The organism is Kitasatospora sp. NPDC018058, assembly GCF_044327205.1.
In the GTDB taxonomy this organism is placed as follows: domain Bacteria; phylum Actinomycetota; class Actinomycetes; order Streptomycetales; family Streptomycetaceae; genus Kitasatospora.
Window position 1 is genome coordinate 205,583 of record NZ_JBIRFA010000011.1, and the last position, 21,300, is coordinate 226,882.

General features: G+C 70.5%; 15 protein-coding genes. 2 read left to right on the forward strand and 13 right to left on the reverse strand.

All coding sequences use genetic code 11. The features are described 5' to 3' along the window. Window position 1: 1 nt before the first annotated feature. The 6 genes from ACH4E7_RS18190 to ACH4E7_RS18215 all read right to left on the reverse strand — a co-directional run bounded on the left by ACH4E7_RS18190 (window position 2) and on the right by ACH4E7_RS18215 (window position 5,978). Window positions 2–1,324: a serpin family protein gene (locus ACH4E7_RS18190; protein WP_396250027.1), complete on the reverse strand. Its 1,323-nt coding sequence runs from the start codon at window positions 1,322–1,324 to the stop codon at window positions 2–4. A 41-nt stretch (window positions 1,325–1,365) separates the two neighbouring features. Continuing rightward, window positions 1,366–1,833: an NUDIX hydrolase gene (locus ACH4E7_RS18195; RefSeq protein WP_396250028.1), complete on the reverse strand. Its 468-nt coding sequence runs from the start codon at window positions 1,831–1,833 to the stop codon at window positions 1,366–1,368. Then, on the reverse strand, window positions 1,820–2,581 hold the full coding sequence (locus ACH4E7_RS18200) for a helix-turn-helix domain-containing protein (RefSeq protein WP_396250029.1): 762 nt from the start codon (window positions 2,579–2,581) through the stop codon (window positions 1,820–1,822). The genes ACH4E7_RS18195 and ACH4E7_RS18200 overlap by 14 nt, the downstream gene beginning before the upstream one ends. A 328-nt stretch (window positions 2,582–2,909) precedes the next feature. Further along, window positions 2,910–3,908, reverse strand: coding sequence for an ADP-ribosylglycohydrolase family protein (locus ACH4E7_RS18205; RefSeq protein ID WP_396250030.1), 999 nt, complete (start codon window positions 3,906–3,908; stop codon window positions 2,910–2,912). Between the two features lie 21 nt (window positions 3,909–3,929). Further along, window positions 3,930–5,144, reverse strand: a complete 1,215-nt coding sequence (locus tag ACH4E7_RS18210; RefSeq protein ID WP_396250031.1) for a cytochrome P450 — start codon at window positions 5,142–5,144, stop codon at window positions 3,930–3,932. Between the two features lie 93 nt (window positions 5,145–5,237). After that, a complete protein-coding gene (locus ACH4E7_RS18215) occupies window positions 5,238–5,978 on the reverse strand; it encodes an SIR2 family NAD-dependent protein deacylase (protein ID WP_396250032.1) in 741 nt (246 codons plus the stop codon). A gap of 111 nt (window positions 5,979–6,089) precedes the next feature. Between ACH4E7_RS18215 and ACH4E7_RS18220 the strand changes: the two genes are divergently transcribed. Together ACH4E7_RS18220 and ACH4E7_RS18225 are read left to right on the forward strand one after the other, a co-directional pair. Then, window positions 6,090–7,184 (forward strand): ATP-binding protein, encoded by a 1,095-nt coding sequence (locus ACH4E7_RS18220; protein ID WP_396250033.1) that lies wholly within the window; start codon window positions 6,090–6,092, stop codon window positions 7,182–7,184. Next, window positions 7,181–8,983, forward strand: a complete 1,803-nt coding sequence (locus ACH4E7_RS18225) for a hypothetical protein (protein WP_396250034.1) — start codon at window positions 7,181–7,183, stop codon at window positions 8,981–8,983. Before ACH4E7_RS18220 ends, ACH4E7_RS18225 begins: the two co-directional genes overlap by 4 nt. Before the next feature lie 8 nt (window positions 8,984–8,991). Here ACH4E7_RS18225 and ACH4E7_RS18230 read toward each other — a convergent pair whose 3' ends face one another. The 7 genes from ACH4E7_RS18230 to rplL all read right to left on the reverse strand — a co-directional run bounded on the left by ACH4E7_RS18230 (window position 8,992) and on the right by rplL (window position 21,299). Beyond that, window positions 8,992–9,603, reverse strand: coding sequence for a hypothetical protein (locus ACH4E7_RS18230; RefSeq protein WP_396250035.1), 612 nt, complete (start codon window positions 9,601–9,603; stop codon window positions 8,992–8,994). Between the two features lie 196 nt (window positions 9,604–9,799). Continuing rightward, window positions 9,800–10,480, reverse strand: a complete 681-nt coding sequence (locus tag ACH4E7_RS18235; protein ID WP_396250036.1) for a response regulator — start codon at window positions 10,478–10,480, stop codon at window positions 9,800–9,802. After that, on the reverse strand, window positions 10,477–11,664 hold the full coding sequence (locus ACH4E7_RS18240) for a sensor histidine kinase (RefSeq protein ID WP_396250037.1): 1,188 nt from the start codon (window positions 11,662–11,664) through the stop codon (window positions 10,477–10,479). The genes ACH4E7_RS18235 and ACH4E7_RS18240 overlap by 4 nt, the downstream gene beginning before the upstream one ends. Before the next feature lie 82 nt (window positions 11,665–11,746). Beyond that, a complete protein-coding gene (locus ACH4E7_RS18245; protein ID WP_396250038.1) occupies window positions 11,747–12,421 on the reverse strand; it encodes a DUF4097 family beta strand repeat-containing protein in 675 nt (224 codons plus the stop codon). Window positions 12,422–12,779: 358 nt separating this feature from the next. Further along, the gene (locus ACH4E7_RS18250; RefSeq protein WP_396250039.1) at window positions 12,780–16,673 is read right to left on the reverse strand and encodes a DNA-directed RNA polymerase subunit beta'; all 3,894 of its coding nucleotides are present in this window, start codon (window positions 16,671–16,673) and stop codon (window positions 12,780–12,782) included. A 99-nt stretch (window positions 16,674–16,772) separates the two neighbouring features. Further along, entirely contained in the window at window positions 16,773–20,249 is a 3,477-nt protein-coding gene (gene rpoB, locus ACH4E7_RS18255) for a DNA-directed RNA polymerase subunit beta (protein ID WP_396250040.1), read from the reverse strand. A 666-nt stretch (window positions 20,250–20,915) separates the two neighbouring features. Further along, entirely contained in the window at window positions 20,916–21,299 is a 384-nt protein-coding gene (rplL, locus tag ACH4E7_RS18260; RefSeq protein WP_396250041.1) for a 50S ribosomal protein L7/L12, read from the reverse strand. Between the last annotated feature and the right edge of the window lies 1 nt (window position 21,300).

The following is a 21,300-nucleotide window of genomic DNA, read 5'->3' on the forward strand; positions in this document are numbered from 1 at the left end:
CCTACTTCGCCTGCGGGTCGGTGACCTGGCCGAGGAACAGCGGCCGCCCGCCCGAGGTGTCCCGGATCAGGAACAGGAACGGCCGGTCGATGTGCAGCTGGGCGGGCTTGTCCGGGGCGGGCGCCGCCCCGGCGGCGATCCCGACGCCGCTGCCGGCGGCCGCGACCGTGCCCTCCTCGTCCACCTGGACGGTGGCCTTCTGCACCACCGTGCTGACGAGGAGCGGATCCTTGGCGATGCCGCTGAGGTCGGCGTTGTCGAAGACCGTGTGGACGCCGAGCGAGCGCAGCGCGGGGGTGAGCTCGTTGGACGTGTCGAAGTGGAAGCGCGGCAGCTGCAGGTCGACGGGCCGCTCGGCGAGGCCGTCGAGGATCCGGTCGAGCTGGGGCTGGTCCAGTCCCTTGGTGAAGGCGGCGAAGCCGCCCTGGGCGGGGACGATCAGGTCCATCACCAGGTTGCCGCCCGCGTAGGGGAGTTCGACGGCCTGCCAGGGCTCGCCGACGATCCCGCCGGAGCCGTCGGCGTACTTGAAGTCACCGGTCTGGCTCATCAGGGGGACGGACGGGGCGGAACCGTCGAGCTTGTGGAACGGGCGGTCGGCAGTCTGGGCCGGCTTGAACGCCGAGGCCCACTTCGCCTTGAGGTAGAGCGCGTCGGTGAGCACCGCCCGGGTGTCCGGGGTGATCGCGTTCGGCGCGAACAGGTCCTTGATCCGCCCCTCGGTGGCCTTCTCCACGGCCGCGTTGACGGCCTTGCGGGAGCCCTCCGGGTCCTTCTTGAAGTCGGTGGTGTGCACTCCGGCGTCGAAGGCGGCCGCGAGGGTGGCCAGGTAGTCGGGCTCCACCGGGAGGCCCTGCTGCGTCCAGACCTCGTCGCTCTGGCGCAGGGTGAGTCCGTCGGTGGTCGGCACGGGTCGGTTCAGCGCGCCGGTGGCGAGGGCGTACTGCTTCGGGTCGAGGTCGGTGTGGAGGGCCTTGGCGAGCTCGTCCGCGGTCGCGCCGCGGGCGCCGGGGAGCAGCATGGCGAGCACGGTGGCCAGGCCGGACGGGGAGACCACGAGGTTGCGTCCGGCGTCGTCCGGCTTGGCGGTGAGGGCGTGCAGGAGATCCAGGCCGAAGGCGTCGGTGGCCTTCGCGGTGGCGGCCACCTGGGCCGGATCGACCGCGGGCCGGCTGGCCGGCGCGGAGGCCCTCACCTCCGCGCCGGTCGGGGCCCCGGTGCTGCCGCAGCCGGCGACCAGCGGCGCGGCGAGCGCGGCGGCGAGGAGCAGCGCCGCAGGGCGGCGGACGGCGCGGCGACGGGTTCCGGTGCTGCTGTTCGTCATGGCCCTTCGACGCGGCACCCCGCTTCCGGGTTCCGCCTCGGCTACCGGACGACGGGAATCCGGCCGCTTCGCCAGTCATCGAGCCGCTTGCGGATGCTCGCGACCATGGGTAGCGCGTCCACCTCGTCCGGGTGGAACCAGGCGACTTCGAAGGACTCGTCCGAGGTGCGGAGGCTGCCGCCGACAGCCCGTCCGAGGAGGCAGATGGAGAACTCCTGGCGGACCTCCCCGTCGTCGTACGCGAAGACGTGGCCCGGGTTCGTGTAGGTGCCGACGATCCCGGTGATCTCGACCTCGATACCGGTCTCCTCGTGGGTCTCGCGGATCCCGCATCCCGCAAGGGATTCGCCCAGCTCCATCTTTCCGCCGGGCAGTGCCCACATGCCGTTGTCGGTGCGCCGCTGCAACAGAACTCGGCCTGTCTCGTCCACCGCGACCACGGAAGCAGCCGGAACCAGGCTGTTGGGCTCGGGGGCATTCGGGTCGTCTTCGTAGTCACGCCTGGCCATGCTCGGTCGCCTCCCAGATGTTCCGCCCCCGCACCCAAAGTTCTTCGACGTGATCGGCGAAGCGGTCGAACATGCCGTCAGGCTGGCTTCGCCTCAGGTGAAGCATCGGTGAGTCATGGCCGACCCGCCGGGCGAGGATCGGCGTCACGATCATCTCATCGTCGAACCGGAAGACGGACAGGTTGACGTGGCCGGTCTCGAACCGGCCCTCGATGTTCCCGACCGGACGAAGTCGCTCCAACTCGCTTATCGTCACGGCAATGCGGGTGGACAGGGTGAGCGGCACACCTTCCTCCGCCTCCCGAGCCCTGGTCACCGGGCTGTCCGGGTCGCCGATCAGAAACCGAACCCGGCAGCCGACCAGCGCTTTTCGCCGGAGCGCGCCGGCAAGGTTGGCCTGCTCCAACCACAGGAAGTAGTTGGTGTAGCCGGCGAAGGTCAGTTCCTTCTGCGCCTTGGTGATCAGCGAGCGCCAGAGGGAGGACGGTGCAGCCGATCGATACGGGAAGACCTGGACGATCTCACGGTCCGGTCCCGTTTTGAGCGCCGAGCTGACGGCAGTGGGCCACAAGGCGGTTTCCTCCTCACCTAACGCCTCGCAGGCCGCCCATCGGTGCCGGGCGTGGGGGATGCGGGTTGGGTTGGCGATCCAGCGACTGATCGTCTTGACGTCGACGCCGCAAGCTTCTGCGAGCTGTGTTTCCGTCATCTTGGCATTCGCCAGCGCCCGCCGGAGAGCGTGGTTCACGCCCCACCTGGTCAAGCTGTACCCGGCCGACCCCGGATCGCTCCGGTGAAGCGGCGCCGCCTGCGGGCCCGACTCGATCGTTTCCGCACGTGGTGGTGGTTGGACGGTCAGTTCCTGCGACCGATCCGGGCCATCTCACCGAGTAGGCGTGCCGCCCACCGCGAGGTGACGCGGTGGTGCGGCGAGCCTGGGTATCTCGACAGCTACCGGATGCAGCTGATGCGACGGATCTGGCGGGAACACACGGGAGTTGACGACCCGCCGATCGGCCTGAACGAGGCGGTGCTGTTCCGGCGGATCTTCGGCCGCGAGACCGGGCCTTGACCGCTCAGTCCCAGAGCGCCCCGAGCGCCAGCAGCTCGTCCCGGTACTCGATCCGCTCGACCCACTCCCCCGGCCAGACCGCCTCGCCGTGGTGGGCGCCCGCGAAGGCGCCGGTCAGGCAGGCGAGCGAGTCGGAGTCGCCACTGGAGTAGGCGGCCCGGCGCACGGCGGCGACCGGGTCGTCCGGCAGCAGCAGGAAGCAGAGCAGGCCGGTGCCGAAGGCCTCCTCGGCGACCCAGCCCTCACCGGTGGCCAGGCACGGGTCGGCCTCCAGGTCGGGCGCGGCGAGCGCGGCCTCCAGCTGGTCGAGCACCTTGAGGCAGTCGTCCCAGCCGCGGGCGAGAACGGCCTGCGGCGAGGCGCCGTACCAGCGCGCGGCGAGGTCACCGAGCCAGAACTCGTCGTAGCGCTCGCGGCTCGCCAGCGCGTACGCCCGCAGCACCGCGGGCAGTCCGGCCGGCGGGAGGCCCTCGGCCAGCTTGCGGACGGCGTAGGCGGTGAGGTCGCTGGCGGCGAGCGCGGTCGGGTGGCCGTGGGTGAGTGCGGACTGCAGCTGGGCGGCGCCGGAGAGCTGTCGGGCGTCCAGGTCGCGGATCAGCCCGATCGGGGCGACCCGCATGTTGGCGCCGCAGCCCTTGGAGCCGACGTCGCTGGCCTGCTGCCAGCGGTACTCGGGGTGGCTGAGCCGCTCGCAGGCGCGCAGGCAGGTCATGCCGGGGGCGCGGTTGTTCTCCGGGGAGCGCCACCAGTCGACGAACTCCTCGCGGACCGGCCGCTCCAGTCGGAGTGGGGTGAGTGGCCCGCGTTCCAGGGCGGTGCGCAGGCCGCGGCCGAGGGCGAGCGTCATCTGGGTGTCGTCGGTGACCAGCGCCCGCTCGGGCAGCGGGAGTCGCCGCCAGTCCGGATGGTCGGCGGCGATCTGCTCGACACTCTTGAACTCGGTCACCCGGCCGATCGCGTCCCCGATCGCCAGCCCCAGCAGCGCCCCCGTCGCCTTGCCCACGGCAGCTCCCCCCTCTTCCTGTTACAGCTCGACCTGCAGTTCCTTGAGTCCCCGGATCACATAGCCCGGGTTCCACTCGGGCTCGCGGACCAGCCGCAGGCCCGGGGCCCGGCGCAGCAGGGTGCCGTAGGACTCCGTGAGCTCCAGTCTGGCAAGAGGCGCGCCGAGGCAGAAGTGGATTCCGGCGCCGAAGGTGATGTGGGGGTTGTCGGTGCGGCCGAGGTCGAGGCGGTCGGGGTCGGCGAAGCGCTCGGGGTCGCGGTTGGCGGAGCCGAAGAGGAGGGCGATCTCGGCGCCGCGCGGGATGGTGACGCCGCTGACCTCGATGTCCTCCAGCACCCAGCGCTCGAACATCTGCAGCGGGGTGTCCCAGCGCATCAGTTCCTCGACGGCGGTGGGCAGCAGTTCGTCGACCGAGCCGCGCAGCCGGGCGAGTTCCCCGGGGTTGCGGAACAGCGCCCACCAGCCGTTGCCGGTGGTGTTGACGGTCGCCTCGTGGCCGGCGTTGAGCAGCAGCACGCAGGTGGAGACCATCTCCTGCTCGCTGAGCGCGTCGGAGCCCTCCTGGGCCTGGATGAGTGCGCTGATCAGGTCGTCACCCGGGTTCGCCCGGCGCTCGTGGATCAGGGTGCGCAGGTAGTCGGAGAACTCGATGCTCGCGGTGACGGCCCGGCGGGCGGCCTCCTCGGTCGGGTTGAGCTCGAACATCCCGGTGATGTCGGCGGACCAGGGGCGCAGCAGGTGCCGGTCGCTCTCCGGGACGCCGAGCATCTCGGCGATCACGGCGACCGGCAGCGGCTCGGCGACGGCGGCGAGCAGGTCGCCGCCGCCGGCCGCGAGCAGCCCGTCGACCAGTTCGCCGGCCAGGCGCCGGACGGTCGGCCGCAGTCCCTCGACCATGCGCGGGGTGAAGGCCTTGGAGACCAGACGGCGGATCCGGGTGTGGTCGGGGGCCTCCAGGTCGAGCAGCCCGTGGTCGTTGAGGGTGTGGAAGGGCTCGTGCGCCGGGTCGGGCTCGGGGCGGCCGAAGTCCTGGTGGGTGTAGCGGTGGGTGTAGGTGCGGCCGAGCCGCCGGTCGCGCAGCAGGGCGCTGACGTCCTCGTGGCGCGAGACGAGCCACTGGTTCGTCGGCTCGTAGTACGTCACCGGCGCGTGCTCGCGCAGCTCGGCGTACGCGTCGTACGGGTGGGCCACGAACGCCGCCGACCAGGGGTCGAACTTCGCCGTCGTCGTCATCGCTCGATCACTCCAGGCCGTGAGGGGAAGCCGGAATGATCATCGTACGCATGCGGTGCGTCCGTGAGGAGACTCTTCCGGCCGCCCCTCTTCTCACGCCCCTTCCGTCACCAGCCGCCGCACCAGCTCGGGCAGCGCCCGGGAGATCGGCTCCCGGATCACCTCGGCCGCGGCCTCGTCGAAGGGGGTCGGCTCGCCGTTCATGACGATCAGCCGGGCGCCGCCCTCCACCGCGATCTGCGGCAGCGCGGCCACCGGGTAGACCTGGAGGCTGGTGCCCACCGCGACGAAGATGTCGCAGGCCTTGGCGATCGCGTCGGCCTGCTCCAGCACCACCGGGTCCAGGTTCTCCCCGAACATCACCGTCCGAGGCTTGAGGACGCCGCCGCAGTCCCGGCACGCCGGGTCCGGCTCGCCCGCCTCGACCCGCGCCAGCGCCTCCTCCATCGTCCCGGTGGCCCGGCAGCGCACGCACTGCACCTCCCGGGCGGTGCCGTGCAGTTCGAGCACCTTGCGGGCGGGCAGGCCGGCCCGCTGGTGCAGCCCGTCCACGTTCTGGGTCAGCACCCGCACCGGCAGCCCGGAACGCTCCAGGTCCACCAGCGCGCGGTGCCCTGCGTTCGGCTCGGCGGCCAGCGCGCCGGCGTCGCGGCGCATCAGCCAGGCCCGCTTGCGCACCTCCGGATCGGCCAGGTACGGGCCGATGGTCACGAGCCTCTGCGCCGACGGGTCCTTCTGCCACAGCCCCTGCGGGCCGCGGTAGTCGGGGATGCCGGAGTCGGTCGAGATGCCCGCGCCGGTGAGCACGGCGATCAGGGGGCGCTTCGTGTTCATACCCGGGACGGTACGACCGCCGCCCCGCCCGCGGCCACCGAAAATCCGGTGCGCCCGGTCAACTCCCGCCGCACACTGGGCCGGTCACCCGCCGTACCGCGAAGGAGCCCCGTGCAGGGAGCAGTCAGCGTCTCGCCCGCCCAGATCCCCGAGCTGCTGCTCGGGCTGGCCACCGTCCGTCCGGTCTTCCTCTGGGGAGCGCCCGGGATCGGCAAGTCCTCCCTGGTCAGGGCGTTCGCCGAGTCGCTCGGCCTGGAGTGCGTGAGCCTGGTCGGCACCCAGCTCGCCCCGGAGGACCTGATCGGCGTCCCCCAGCTCACCCCGGAGGGCCGCTCCCGGTTCTGCCCGCCCGAGCAGATCGCCCGCGACGAGCCGTACTGCCTGTTCCTGGACGAGCTCAACGCCGCCTCGCCGGACGTCCAGAAGGCCTTCTACTCGCTGATCCTGGACCGCCGGATCGGCTCGTACGAGCTGCCGCCCGGCTCGATCGTGATCGGCGCCGGGAACCGTGCCACCGACGGCGCGCTGGCCCGCCCGATGGCGTCCGCGCTGGTCAACCGCATGGTCCACGTCCATCTGCGGGCCAGCTCCGAGGACTGGCTGCGGTGGGCCCACGGCGCCGGCATCCACCCCTGGGTCGTCGACTACCTCACCGACCGGCCCGACCACCTGTGGTCCGCCCCGCCCAAGACCGAGGAGCCGTTCTCCACCCCGCGCGCCTGGCACATGCTCTCCGACACGCTGCACTCCTTCGGTCCCAGCCTGGACGTGGTGGCACCTCCCAGCCGCCAGGCTGGGGAAGAGACCCTCAAGGTGCTCGCGCACGGCCTGCTCACCCCCCAGCACGCGGTCGCCTTCTGCGGCTACGCGAAGATCGTCCGCAACTCGTACGGCCTGGAGGCGATCCTCAAGGGCGACGCCCGCTGGCCACACCGGCTGGAGGACCGCGACCTGCTCTACTACCTCGCCGACTCCTTCCGCGGCCGCCTGGTCAAGGAACTGCCCACCAGCAAGGAGCACGCCTCGGGGGCCCAGCGGCAGACCGCCTTCCGGGCCAAGTCGCTGCTGGTGCAGCTGGCCGAGATCTCGGTCGAGGTCGCCCAGACGGTGATCGCCGACGGCGCGGACGGCAACCCGGTGCTGCCCGCCTGGTTCCTGATCGAGGCCGCCCGGGACATGCCCCGGCTGGTCGAGGCCCGCCGGTGAAGCGCGCCCCGGCCGACCGGAAGAAGCCGGACCCGGGGGCGGAGATCTTCGCCGAGGGCGTCCGACTGCTGCGCCGCAACCCGGCCTTCGCCGCCCTCAAGGCCGACTTCTGCCGCCGCGACGACTGTCCGCACGCGCCCGTCGGCGGCTGGGCGGTGGTCGACTCCGACGCCACCGTCCACGTCAACCCGCGCCGCCGCGCCGAGCCCGAGGAGTGGGCCTGGGTGCTGGCGCACTGCCTGCTGCACCTGGGCTTCGGCCACGTCCCGGCCGCCCGGGGCACCCGCGTCCAGCCCGACGCTTACGAGACGGCCGCCCGCTGCGCGGTGGTCAACCGCTTCCTCGCCACCTTCCCGATCGGCCGCGCCCCGGTCGCCCTCCCCCAGGAGTACCCCGGCGGCGACGAGGACGAGCTGGCCGACCGCTGGCGCCGCGACGGCCTGCCGCCGGCCGGCACCGCCGGGGCGGACGGCACCGCGGGCGCCACCGCCGACCAGCTGCTGGTCGAGTGGACGGGCTACGGGAAGCACCCGCAGGACTGGGCCGCCGCCTTCGCCGCCGCGCTCACCCGCACCATGTCCGCCGCGATGGACCGGGCCGGCGGCCGGATCGACCGGGAGACCGGCGAGCGGCTGCCCGAACGGCCCTGGACCAGGGCGCTCAACTGGTTCGTCTCGTCCTACCCACTGCTGGGCGGCCTCGCGGCCGGCCTCACCGTCGTCGCCGACGCCGAGCTCGCCCGCGCGCACGACATCGCCGTCGCCGCGGTCAACGCCGAGGCCGGCGAGATCTACGTCAACCCGCTGCGCCACCACACCGACGAGGAGTGGCGGTTCATCCTCGGCCACGAGATGCTGCACGCCGCCCTGCGGCACGGCGAGCGCCTCGGTGGACGGGACCCGTTCCTGTTCAACGTCGCCGCCGACTACGTCATCAACGGCTGGCTGCTGGAGATGGGCGTCGGCGAGATGCCCGAAGGACTGCTGCACGACCCGCAGTTGAAGGGCCTGTCGGCCGAGGAGGTGTACGACCGGATCGTCGGCGACCAGCGCCGGATCCGCCGTCTCGCCACCCTGGCCGGGAAGAACCGCCCGGACGTCCTCGGCGAACCGCTGGACCGCGGCCCGCGCGACTACGTGGACCTGGACGACTTCTACCGGCGCGGCCTGCAGCAGGGCTTCGAGCTGCACCAGCGCGAACGCGGCCTGCTCCCGGCCGGGTTGGTCGAGGAGATCCGGGCGCTCGCCCACCCGCCGCTGCCCTGGGACGCCCGACTGGCGCGCTGGTTCGACGAGTTCGTCCCGAGCCCGGAGCCGGTGCGCAGCTACTCCCGCCCGGCCCGTCGGCAGTCCGCCACCCCGGACATCCCCCGGGCCGGCCGCTACCGCCCCGAGGAGGAGGTGCCGCGCTGCACCTTCGGGGTCGTCCTGGACACCTCCGCGTCGATGAGCCGGACGCTGCTCGGCAAGGCGCTCGGCGCGATCGCCTCGTACGCCGCCGCCCGGGACGTCCCGGCCGCCCGGGTGGTGCACTGCGACGCCGCCCCGCACGACGCCGGGTACCTCCCGGTCGAGGAGATCGCCGGGCGGCTGCGGGTGCACGGGCGCGGCGGCACCGTCCTCCAGCCCGGCATCGACCTGCTGGAGCGCGCCGAGGACTTCCCGCCCGGGGCGCCCCTCCTGGTCATCACCGACGGCGAGTGCGACGTGCTGCGGGTGCGCCGCGAGCACGCCTTCCTCGTCCCGCGCGGCGCGGGGCTGCCGTTCACCCCGCGCGGACCGGTCTTCCGGATGAGCTGATCGGCCCGTCAGGCCAGCGCCGCGCGGGACGCGAGGCCCGGGCGGGTGAGCGGGGCGAGCGCGCCGAGGTAGCAGGCGGCGGCGAGCGGGATGAAGGCCAGGTCGGCGGCCGAGGCGACGGTGCCGACCAGCATCAGGACCGGGCTCCACCAGCGCAGCGTCCGGGCCACGCCCACCGAGGCGGCGACCAGCAGGGCCAGCAGGCCGACGTAGAACAGCAGCGGGCCGACCTTGTAGACGACGGGCAGCACCCCGGGGACGTCCTGGACGCGCTCGAACAGCCGCGCCTGCTCGTCCTTGGTGGACGAGGCCAGACCGACGTACAGGTCGATCCCGATCTGCACCAGCGAGGCCGCCAGGCCGACGAGCGCCGTACCCAGCGCGGTGTTCGCGGCCAGCCGCCCGACCGTGGTCCCGCGCGGGGCGAGCAGTCGGCGCAGGGCGAACAACACCGGGGCGAACAGCAGCAGGCCCGCGAACATCGCGGTGTGCCCGGCGGTCCAGCCGAGGCCCGGGGCGCGGGAGCCGGGCACCAGGCGGATACCGCCGTAGAGGGCCATCAGCGCGGGGGCGCCGACGGCGGCGTAGCAGGCGAGGCGGCTGTTCCGGAGGGCGTTCATGCGAGGTTCTCCCGTGGTGGTGTCCGTGGACCGTTCCGACACCCCAGAGCCTCCCGGCCGGGGCCCTCGTCACGGATCACCCGCACCGGCGAACTCCCGGCCTCCCCCGCTGGAGGGAGCCGGTCAGGGGACCGGTCAGGGGACCGGTCAGGGGACCGGTCAGGGGACCGGTCAGACCCCGCCCGTAGGGAGCCGGTCAGGCCTCCCCCGCCACCACCGCTCCGGCCTCGTACGCGAACACCACCGCGTGCACCCGGTCGCGCAGCCCGAGCTTGCTCAGCACATTGCTGACGTGCGTCTTCACGGTGTGCTCGCTGACCACCAGCTCGGCCGCGATCTCCGCGTTGGACAGCCCGCGCGCGATCAGCCGCAGCGTCTCCTGCTCGCGCAGGGTCAGCTGCTCCAACAGCTTGGACGGCGGCCGCACCGCCCGCTCCGGCGCTCCCGGACGGCGTGCGGCGAACTCGCCGATCAGCCGCTTGGTCACCGAGGGCGCGAGCAGCGCCTCCCCCGAGGCGACCATCCGCACCCCGTGCGCCAGGTCGTCCCGGCGGACGTCCTTGAGCAGGAATCCGCTGGCACCCGCGTACAGGGCGTCGAAGACGTAGTCGTCGATGTCGAAGGTGGTCAGCATGATCACCTTGGTGGACGGGAACTCGGCGCACACCCGGCGGGCCGCCTCCAGCCCGTCCATCACCGGCATCCGGACGTCCAGAAGCAGCACGTCCGGGTGGTGCTCGCGCACCGCCTCGACCGCCTCGGCGCCGTCGCACGCCTCGGCCACCACCTCGATGTCCGGCTGCGCGTCCAGGATCATCCCGAACCCGGCCCGCACCAGCTCCTGGTCGTCCGCGACCACCACCCGTATCGACGTCATCCGCCCACCCTCTCCACCACGCCCGCCGGCCCCAGCGGCAGCCGGACACCCACCAGGAAACCCTTGCCCTCCGGCCCCGGACCGGCCTCGGCCCGGCCGCCGCAGGCCGCCGCCCGCTCGCGGATGCCGACCAGCCCGCGCCCGCCGGACCAACCGGCCACCGTACGGTCGACCGCCAGCGGCACGCCGCGCCCGTTGTCGGAGACCAGGACCTCCAGCACGTCACCGGCGCGCCGTACCCGGATCGCGGCCCGGTCGGCCCCGGAGTGCTTGACGGTGTTGGTCAGCGCCTCCTGCACGATCCGGTACGCCGCCGCCTCCACGTCGGCGGGCACCGCGTCCAGCCCGTCGGCGAGTTCGAACTCCACCTCCAGGCCGGCCCGGCGCACCCGCTCCGCCACCTCGGCGAGTTCGGCCAGCCTGGGCTGCGGCGCCAGTTCCCGCCCCGCCTCCGGATCCTTCAACACCCCGAGCACCCGGCGCAGTTGGACCATCGCATCGCGACCCGAGTCGGCGATGGTGTCGAAGGCGCGGATCGCCCGGTCCGGATTGCCGTGCACCACCAGCGGCCCGGCCTCGGCCTGAATGATCATCAACGACACGGCGTGCGCCAGGATGTCGTGCATCTCCCTGGCGATCCGGGCCCGCTCCTCCGCGACCGCCCGCGCCGACTCGCTGGCCGCCCGCTCACCGGCCTCCCGCGCCCGCTCCGCCTGGATCCGGGCCAACTCCCGCTGGGTGCGCACCAAGGCGCCGAAGACGAAGGAACCGCCCGAGGTGAGCACGCTGAACAGCGCGCCGTTCGGCGAGTGGGTGCCGATCACGTTGGCGACCACCACCACCGCCAGCACCGACCAGCGCTGCCGGTTGGAGAACCGCTCCGCCACGGTGTACATCCCGATCACGGCGTACAGCGGCACCTGCGGGTTCGCCGAGTGCGCGGTGACCGACAGCGCCAGCGAGGGCGCGCTGCCCACGATCAGCAGGAGCAGCGAGACCCGGCGCCGCCAGGGCAGGTACAGCGCGGTGGACACCGCCAGCAGGTAGACCCACCAGGGCCAGTCCGTGTCGTCGTTGTAGACCGACCAGACCGACACCGCCGCCGAGCAGACCGCCAGGAAGGTGTCCAGCACATACGGGCTCAGCCCGGTCGTCCATGTCCGCCAACGCGCCACGCGCTCCACCGTCGCACCTCCCCCGTACCCGGGGGCCCCGCCCCCGCGGAGAAGATCATGCCCTACCGGCAGAACCTCAGGCACCGCCCGGTCAGACACCGCTGACCGTCACACCGCCGGTCTCCGCCCGCGCGGTGATGCTGTGCGCCGCGCCCGGCTGGGAGCGGATGCTCACGTCCGTCCCACCCGTCGTGGCCTGCGCGTTCACGGTGTACGTCTCCCCGGACGGCACCTTCAGCTTCACCCCGCCGTTCGAGGTCGTCGCCTCCACCTTCGACGGCGCGCTCGCGAAGTCGGCGCGCACGCCCCCGTTCACCGCGGTCAGCCGCACCTGCGGGGAGGTCAGCCCGCTGGCCTCGATCCCGCCGTTCTGCACGTCGGCCTCCGCCTCGGCGGCCAGCCCGGACAACTTGATGCCGCCGTTGCCCTCCTTGACCCGCACCTTGGTCCCGGCCGGCACCTGCACGGTGTACCCGACCCCGCAGGAGTCGCAGTCGTACGTCAGCCGGAGCACGCCGTCCTTCACCTCGTGGGTGCTCTTCGGCGCTTCCCCCTTGTAGTTCTGGTTCTCGACCACGTGCACCGCGTCACCGCCGCCGGTGACCACCACGCCGCCGTTCCGCCCCTCGACCACCAGCTCCTTGACCTGCTCGGCCACCCCGTAGCCGACCGTCCGGTGCTCCTGGTCGTCCCCGATCGGCAGACAGCCCGACATCCCGACCAGCACCCCCGCCGTGATCGCCATCGCGCCCAGCACCCGCTTCATCTCCGGCCCCCTTCGCAAGCCCCGTCATCCCGACACCGAGAAGCCTCCCGCAGCGACCCCCTCCGCCACCTCCCTCGCCGGAGCGGTTCCCGCGACTCCCCCACGAGGGGGAGGCCGAGGGGCTTCACCCGGCAGGGCTTTCGGCCGCAGCGTCGTCGGGATGCGGAACCGAGGGGAATTCGGGGATTCCCCGACGGCCCGGCCGGTTCGCGAGTAGCTTGTCTGCCCGCGCTCAACCACCCGCGCACCCCTGTCGAGGCGAAAGGCAGGCCCGGCAGCCGGAAACGCCGCAGGGCGGCCACCCCGTGAGGGGTGACCGCCCTGGCGATCAGCGGCCGTCGCCGGCCGATGAGGTGACTCAGCCGGTGTACGGGCCGTAGTCGTAGTCGTCCAGCGGAACCGCCTGGCCGGAGCCGGCGCCGAAGGGCGACAGGTCGTAGTCGTCGTAGCCGACGGCCGAGTACATCGCGGCCTTGGCTTCCTCGGTCGGCTCGACCCGGATGTTGCGGTAGCGGGGCAGACCCGTACCGGCCGGGATGAGCTTACCGAGGATGACATTCTCCTTGAGGCCCAGCAGCGGGTCCGACTTGGCGTGGATCGCCGCGTCGGTGAGGACCCGGGTCGTCTCCTGGAAGGAGGCGGCCGACAGCCAGGACTCGGTGGCCAGCGAGGCCTTGGTGATACCCATCAGCTGCGGACGGCCGGAGGCGGGGTGACCGCCCTCGGAGACCACACGACGGTTCTCCTGCTCGAAGCGGCCGCGCTCGACCAGCTCGCCCGGCAGCAGCTCGGCGTCGCCCGACTCGATGATCGTCACGCGGCGGAGCATCTGCCGGATGATGATCTCGATGTGCTTGTCGTGGATCGACACACCCTGCGAGTTGTAGACCTTCTGGACCTCGGCGACCAGGTGGATCTGGACGGCACGCTGGCCCATGATGCGCAGGACGTCGTGCGGGTTGGTGGCACCCATGGTCAGCTTCTGGCCGACCTCGACCGCCTCGCCCTCGCTGACCAGCAGCTTCACGCGCTTGGACACCGGGTACGCGATCTCGTCGGTGCCGTCGTCCGGCGTGATGACGATCTTGCGGGTCTTCTCGGTGTCCTCGATCCGCGCCCGGCCGGTGGCCTCCGAGATCGGGGCCACACCCTTGGGGGTACGGGCCTCGAAGAGCTCGACGACACGCGGCAGACCCTGGGTGATGTCGTCACCGGCCACACCACCGGTGTGGAAGGTACGCATGGTCAGCTGGGTACCGGGCTCACCGATGGACTGGGCGGCGATGATGCCGACCGCCTCACCGATGTCGACCAGCTTGCCGGTGGCCAGCGAACGGCCGTAGCAGAAGGCACAGGTGCCGACGGCCGACTCACAGGTCAGGATCGAGCGGACCTTGACCTCGGACACGCCGTGGCGGATCAGCTCGTCGATCAGCACGTCACCGAGGTCGGTGTTGGCGGTGGCCAGCAGCTTGCCGTCGACGGTGATGTCCTCGGCGAGCATGCGGGCGTACACGCTGGTCTCGACGTCCTCGGCCTTGCGCAGCACGCCGTCGGCGCCCACGGAACCGATCGACAGCTTCAGGCCGCGCTCGGTGCCGCAGTCCTCCTCGCGAATGATGACGTCCTGGGAGACGTCGACCAGACGACGGGTGAGGTAGCCGGAGTCGGCGGTACGGAGGGCGGTGTCGGCCAGACCCTTACGGGCACCGTGGGTGGAGATGAAGTACTCCAGCACGGTGAGACCCTCACGGAACGACGCCTTGATGGGCCGCGGGATGGTCTCGTTCTTGGCGTTCGACACCAGACCACGCATACCGGCGATCTGACGCATCTGCATCATGTTTCCACGAGCACCCGAGTCGACCATCATGAAGATGGGGTTCGTCTTCGGGAAATTCGCGGCCATGGCGTCCGCGACCTCGTTGGTCGCCTGGGTCCAGATGCCGACGAGCTCCTGCTTGCGCTCGTCGTTGGTGATCAGACCGCGCTCGTACTGCTTCTGGACCTTCTCCGCCTTCGCCTCGAAGCCCTCCAGGATCTGGGGCTTGCTCGGCGGGACGATGACGTCCGAGATCGAGACGGTGACACCCGAACGGGTCGACCAGTGGAAGCCGGCCGCCTTCAGGTTGTCCAGGGTCGCCGCGACGACGACCTTCGGGTAGCGCTCCGCCAGATCGTTGACGATCGCGGAGAGCTGCTTCTTGCCCACCTCGTAGTCGACGAACGGGTAGTCCTCGGGCAGCAGCTCGTTGAAGAGCGCGCGGCCCAGGGTGGTGGTCAGGCGGAAGGGCTCGCCGTCGAACCAGGTCGACTGGCCGTCCTCGTCCACCGGGGCGGTCCAGCCGCGCGGCGGGACGGTGCCGGCGCCGAGGCGCAGCTCGATCGGGGCCTGGACGTCCAGGTCGCGGGCGTCGAAGGCCATGATTGCCTCGGCGGTCGACGAGAAGGAGCGGCCGGCGCCCTTCACGTTGTCGCGGTCCGAGGTCAGGAAGAACAGACCGAGCACCATGTCCTGGGTCGGCATGGTGACGGGGCGACCGTCGGCCGGCTTCAGGATGTTGTTCGAGGACAGCATCAGGATGCGGGCCTCGGCCTGCGCCTCCGCGGAGAGCGGCAGGTGGACGGCCATCTGGTCACCGTCGAAGTCCGCGTTGAACGCGGTGCAGACGAGCGGGTGGATCTGGATGGCCTTGCCCTCGACCAGCTGCGGCTCGAAGGCCTGGATGCCGAGGCGGTGCAGGGTGGGCGCACGGTTCAGCAGGACCGGGTGCTCGGCGATGACCTCTTCGAGCACGTCCCACACGACCGGGCGGGCACGCTCGACCATGCGCTTCGCCGACTTGATGTTCTGCGCGTGGTTCAGGTCGACCAGGCGCTTCATCACGAACGGCTTGAAGAGCTCCAGCGCCATGGCCTTCGGCAGACCGCACTGGTGCAGCTTGAGCTGCGGGCCGACGACGATGACCGAACGGGCCGAGTAGTCGACTCGCTTGCCGAGCAGGTTCTGGCGGAAACGACCCTGCTTGCCCTTCAGCATGTCGCTGAGGGACTTCAGCGGGCGGTTGCCCGGGCCGGTGACCGGACGGCCGCGGCGGCCGTTGTCGAACAGCGCGTCGACGGCCTCCTGGAGCATGCGCTTCTCGTTGTTCACGATGATCTCGGGGGCACCGAGGTCGAGAAGGCGCTTCAGGCGGTTGTTGCGGTTGATGACGCGGCGGTACAGGTCGTTCAGGTCGGAGGTCGCGAAGCGGCCACCGTCCAGCTGCACCATCGGACGCAGGTCCGGCGGGATGACCGGGACGCAGTCCAGCACCATGCCGTTCGGCTTGTTGCTGGTCTGCAGGAACGCGGAGACGACCTTGAGGCGCTTCAGCGCACGGGTCTTCTTCTGGCCCTTGCCGGTGCGGATGATCTCACGCAGGCGCTCGGCCTCTTCGGCCAGGTCGAAGGTCTCCAGGCGGTCCTTGAGGGCCGCCGCGCCCATCGAGCCGGAAAAGTAGGTGCCGAAGCGGTCGCGCAGCTCGCGGTAGAGCAGCTCGTCGCCCTCCAGGTCCTGGACCTTGAGGTTCTTGAAGCGGGCCCACACCTCGTCGAGGCGGTCGAGCTCGCGCTGCGCGCGGTCGCGCAGCTGCTTCATCTCGCGCTCGGCGCTCTCGCGCACCTTGCGGCGCACGTCGGCCTTGGCGCCCTCGGCCTCCAGCTCGGCCAGGTCGGTCTCGGCCTTCTTGGCGCGGGCTTCGAGGTCGGAGTCGCGACGGTTCTCGATCTGCTGACGCTCGACGGAGACGTGCGCCTCCAGGGACGGCAGGTCGCGCTGGCGGCGCTCGTCGTCGACCCAGGTGATCATGTAGGCGGCGAAGTAGATGACCTTCTCGAGGTCCTTCGGCGCCAGGTCGAGCAGGTAGCCGAGGCGGGACGGCACACCCTTGAAGTACCAGATGTGGGTGACCGGGGCGGCCAGCTCGATGTGGCCCATCCGCTCACGGCGCACCTTGGCGCGGGTCACCTCGACGCCGCAGCGCTCACAGATGATGCCCTTGAAGCGGACGCGCTTGTACTTACCGCAGTAGCACTCCCAGTCCCGGGTGGGGCCGAAGATCTTCTCGCAGAAGAGGCCGTCCTTTTCGGGCTTCAGGGTGCGGTAGTTGATGGTCTCCGGCTTCTTGACCTCGCCGTGCGACCACTGGCGGATGTCGTCGGCGGTGGCCAGGCCGATGCGGAGCTCGTCGAAGAAGTTGACGTCAAGCACTGGTCGTCAAGCCCTCTTTCGTAATTCGAGAGTCTTATCTGTGGTCTGAGGGGGGCCTGGGGGTGGGCCGGCTGCTCGGGGCAGCCGGCCCGACCTCCGTCAGACCTCTTCGACGCTGCTCGGCTCGCGCCGGGACAGGTCGATGCCGAGCTCCTCGGCGGCGCGGAACACGTCCTCGTCGGAGTCCCGCATCTCGATGGACTGGCCGTCCGAGGACAGCACCTCCACGTTGAGGCAGAGCGACTGCATTTCCTTGATGAGAACCTTGAAGGACTCGGGAATGCCGGGCTCGGGGATGTTCTCGCCCTTGACGATGGCCTCGTAGACCTTGACTCGGCCGAGGACGTCGTCGGACTTGATGGTGAGCAGCTCCTGCAGCGCGTACGCAGCGCCGTACGCCTCCAGGGCCCACACCTCCATCTCACCGAAGCGCTGACCACCGAACTGAGCCTTACCACCGAGCGGCTGCTGGGTGATCATCGAGTACGGACCGGTCGAACGGGCGTGCAGCTTGTCGTCGACCAGGTGGTGCAGCTTGAGGATGTACATGTAGCCGACCGAGACCGGCATCGGGAACGGCTCGCCGGAGCGGCCGTCGAACAGTCGGGCCTTGCCGGTGGAGTTCACCAGGCGCTCACCGTCACGGGTGAGGGTGGTGTTGTCCAGCAGGCCGGTGATCTCGTCCTCGCGGGCACCGTCGAAGACCGGGGTGGCGAGGTTGGTGCCACCGGCGACCTGGTCGGCGCCGATCGACTGCAGGCGCTGGGCCCACTCGTCGGCGAGACCGGAGACGTCCCAGCCCTGCTTGGCGAGCCACCCGAGGTGGATCTCCAGGACCTGTCCCGGGTTCATTCGGGACGGGACACCCAGCGGGTTGAGGATGATGTCGACCGGGGTGCCGTCCTCCAGGAAGGGCATGTCCTCGACCGGGAGGATCTTGGAGATGACACCCTTGTTGCCGTGGCGGCCGGCGAGCTTGTCACCGTTGGTGATCTTGCGCTTCTGGGCTACGTAGACGCGGACCAGCTGGTTCACGCCCGGGGGAAGCTCGTCGCCCTCCTCGCGGTCGAAGACGCGGACGCCGATGACCTTGCCGGACTCACCGTGCGGGACCTTCAGCGAGGTGTCGCGGACCTCACGGGCCTTCTCACCGAAGATCGCGCGGAGCAGGCGCTCCTCGGGGGTCAGCTCGGTCTCACCCTTCGGGGTGACCTTGCCGACGAGGATGTCGCCGGTGACGACGTCGGCGCCGATCCGGATGATGCCGCGCTCGTCGAGGTCCGCGAGGACCTCCTCGGAGACGTTCGGGATGTCCCGGGTGATCTCCTCGGGGCCGAGCTTGGTGTCACGGGCGTCGACCTCGTGCTCCTCGATGTGGATCGAGGAGAGGACGTCGTCCTGCACGAGGCGCTGCGACAGGATGATCGCGTCCTCGTAGTTGTGACCCTCCCACGACATGAACGCCACGAGCAGGTTCTTGCCGAGGGCCATCTCGCCCGCGTCGGTGCAGGGGCCGTCGGCCAGCACCTGGCCGGACTCGACCCGGGCACCCTCGTCCACGAGCACCTTCTGGTTGAAGGCGGTGCCCTGGTTGGAGCGGGTGAACTTGGCGGCGCGGTACGTGGTGTACGTGCCGTCGTCGTTGGCCACGGTGACGTAGTCGGCCGAGACCTCCTGGACGACACCGGCCTTCTCGGCGGTGATGACGTCCGCGGCGTCGACGGCGCAGCGGTACTCCATGCCGGTGCCGACCAGCGGAGCCTCGCTCTTCAGCAGCGGCACCGCCTGGCGCATCATGTTCGAGCCCATGAGCGCGCGGTTGGCGTCGTCGTGCTCGAGGAACGGGATCATGGCGGTCGCGACCGACACCATCTGGCGCGGCGAGACGTCCATGTAGTCGATCTCGGTGCCGGGGATGTAGTCGATCTCGCCACCACGGCGGCGGACCAGGACACGCGGCTCGGCGAAGTGCAGGTCCGCGGTCAGCGGCGCGTTCGCCTGGGCGATGACGTAGCGGTCCTCCTCGTCGGCGGTGAGGTAGTCCACCTGCTCGGTGACCACACCGTCGACGACCTTGCGGTACGGGGTCTCGATGAAGCCGAAGGCGTTGACCCGGCCGTACGAGGCCAGCGACCCGATCAGACCGATGTTCGGGCCTTCCGGGGTCTCGATCGGACACATGCGGCCGTAGTGCGAGGGGTGCACGTCACGGACCTCGAAGCCGGCGCGCTCACGGGAGAGACCACCGGGACCGAGGGCGGACAGACGACGCTTGTGGGTCAGGCCCGACAGCGGGTTCGTCTGGTCCATGAACTGCGACAGCTGGCTGGTGCCGAAGAACTCCTTGATGGAGGCGACGACCGGCCGGATGTTGATCAGGGTCTGCGGCGTGATCGCCTCGACGTCCTGGGTGGTCATGCGCTCGCGCACGACGCGCTCCATACGGGCGAGACCCGTACGGACCTGGTTCTGGATGAGCTCGCCGACGTTGCGCAGGCGGCGGTTGCCGAAGTGGTCGATGTCGTCGACCTCGACCACGATGTCGCGGCCGGTCTCGTCACGCCACTCGGTCTCACCGGCGTGCAGCTTCACCAGGTACTTGATCGCACCGATGATGTCGGGCTCGGTGAGCACGCCGGAGTCCAGCGACTCGGCGTTGCCCAGCTTGCGGTTGAGCTTGTAGCGACCGACCTTGGCCAGGTCGTAGCGCTTCGGGTTGAAGTACAGGTTCTCCAGCAGCGTCTGCGCGGCCTCGCGCGTCGGCGGCTCGCCCGGACGCAGCTTGCGGTAGATGTCCAGCAGCGCGTCGTCCTGGCCCTGGGTGTGGTCCTTCTCCAGGGTGTTGCGCATCGACTCGTACTCGCCGAACTCCTCGAGAATCATCTCGTTGGTCCAGCCGAGAGCCTTGAGCAGCACGGTGACGGACTGCTTGCGCTTGCGGTCGATGCGGACGCCGACCATGTCGCGCTTGTCGATCTCCATCTCCAGCCAGGCACCACGCGAGGGGATGACCTTGCAGGAGTAGATGTCCTTGTCGGACACCTTGTCCAGGGTGGAGTCGAAGTACACACCCGGGGAGCGGACCAGCTGCGACACGACGACACGCTCGGTGCCGTTGATCACGAACGTGCCCTTGTGGGTCATGAGCGGGAAATCGCCCATGAAGACCGTCTGAGACTTGATCTCACCGGTCTCGTTGTTGGTGAACTCGGCCGTGACGAAGAGCGGAGCCGCGTACGTGAAGTCGCGGTCCTTGCACTCGTCAATGGAGTTCTTCGGCGGCTCGAAACGGTGGTCGCGGAAGGTCAGGGACATCGACCCGCTGAAGTCCTCGATCGGGGAGATCTCCTCGAAGATCTCCTCCAGACCGGACTTGGTGGGGACGTCCTGACCAGACTCCAGCGCCTCCTCGACCCGGGTCTTCCAGGCCGCGTTGCCGAGCAGCCAGTCAAAGCTCTCGGTCTGCAGGGCCAGGAGGTTCGGGACCTCGAGGGGCTCCTTGATCTTCGCGAAGGAGACGCGGAGCGGGGCGGTGGATGCGGCGGAATTGTTCGAGGCGTTGCGCGGCGCGGCCAAGAGGGGGGTCCTTCCGAGGGCTCGGAGCTCACTACGCGCGTACCAGCCGGGCCTGCTTGAGCCTAGGTGCCGCCTCCCTCGCCACTGGCCTCCACCGGAGTCGAAACCCCAGGTCAGAGCCGCGTTGCGGAGGCGGTGCCAGACCCCTTCAGGGCAACGCAAACTCCGGGCGACGAGTCACGGAGAAGCTAACAGGCAGCGCAAAGGGACAGTGTAGCCAAAGGCCACACTGCTGTCCAGCTCTGATTCGGAAACCGAATCGGAGACTCCTCCCGGTAGCCGGCGGACGCGGGCGCCCACCGGGTACTGCTCTAACTCACGTGGAGTCACTTCCCGCCGGAGCCGCTGGTTATGCATCCAGCCGCAAACCAACCGGGCGGTGCTCGCGCCTTGAGAATCGCGCGCCGCGCCGGGTTCGTCAAGGGCCCGCCGGCGGGGCGGACCTCGACCCGTTCATCGGTCCGAACCCCTCCGGCGTTACAGAAGCCGTGGTGGGGGCCACCGTCGATGACGGTGATCACCATACTCCTCGGCGCCGACAGTGCCGAGTAGGCGTTCGGCCACACCGGTGGTTCAAGGCGGCCTCCGGATACGCGAAAAGGCCGGGCCGACCACCCGCACAGGGTGGTCGGCCCGGCCTCAGGCCCCCTCAGAGGGGGCGAGAAGTCACTTGACGGTGACCTTGGCGCCGGCACCCTCGAGGGCGGCCTTGGCCTTCTCGGCAACGTCCTTGGCAACCTTCTCCAGGACCTTGGCACCAGCGGTGTCAACGAGGTCCTTGGCCTCCTTCAGGCCGAGGGAGGTCAGGGTGCGCACCTCCTTGATGACCTGGATCTTCTTGTCGCCAGCGGCCTCGAGGATGACGTCGAACTCGTCCTGCTCCTCGACGGCCTCAACGGCACCGGGGGCGCCGGCAACGGCGGCCATGGCAACCGGGGCGGCAGCGGTGACGTCGAACTTCTCCTCGAAGGCCTTCACGAAGGCAGCGAGCTCGATGAGGGTGAGCTCCTCGAACTGCGCGAGCAGCTCGTCCTGGGTCAGCTTCGCCATG

Coding starts and splice junctions, on each gene's coding strand:
- ACH4E7_RS18190 (WP_396250027.1), bottom strand. CDS start 1,324: ATGACGAACAGCAGCACCGGAACCCGTCGCCGCGCCGTCCGCCGCCCT.
- ACH4E7_RS18195 (WP_396250028.1), bottom strand. CDS start 1,833: ATGGCCAGGCGTGACTACGAAGACGACCCGAATGCCCCCGAGCCCAAC.
- ACH4E7_RS18210 (WP_396250031.1), bottom strand. CDS start 5,144: ATGACGACGACGGCGAAGTTCGACCCCTGGTCGGCGGCGTTCGTGGCC.
- ACH4E7_RS18215 (WP_396250032.1), bottom strand. CDS start 5,978: ATGAACACGAAGCGCCCCCTGATCGCCGTGCTCACCGGCGCGGGCATC.
- ACH4E7_RS18230 (WP_396250035.1), bottom strand. CDS start 9,603: ATGAACGCCCTCCGGAACAGCCGCCTCGCCTGCTACGCCGCCGTCGGC.
- ACH4E7_RS18235 (WP_396250036.1), bottom strand. CDS start 10,480: ATGACGTCGATACGGGTGGTGGTCGCGGACGACCAGGAGCTGGTGCGG.
- ACH4E7_RS18245 (WP_396250038.1), bottom strand. CDS start 12,421: ATGAAGCGGGTGCTGGGCGCGATGGCGATCACGGCGGGGGTGCTGGTC.
- rplL (WP_396250041.1), bottom strand. CDS start 21,299: ATGGCGAAGCTGACCCAGGACGAGCTGCTCGCGCAGTTCGAGGAGCTC.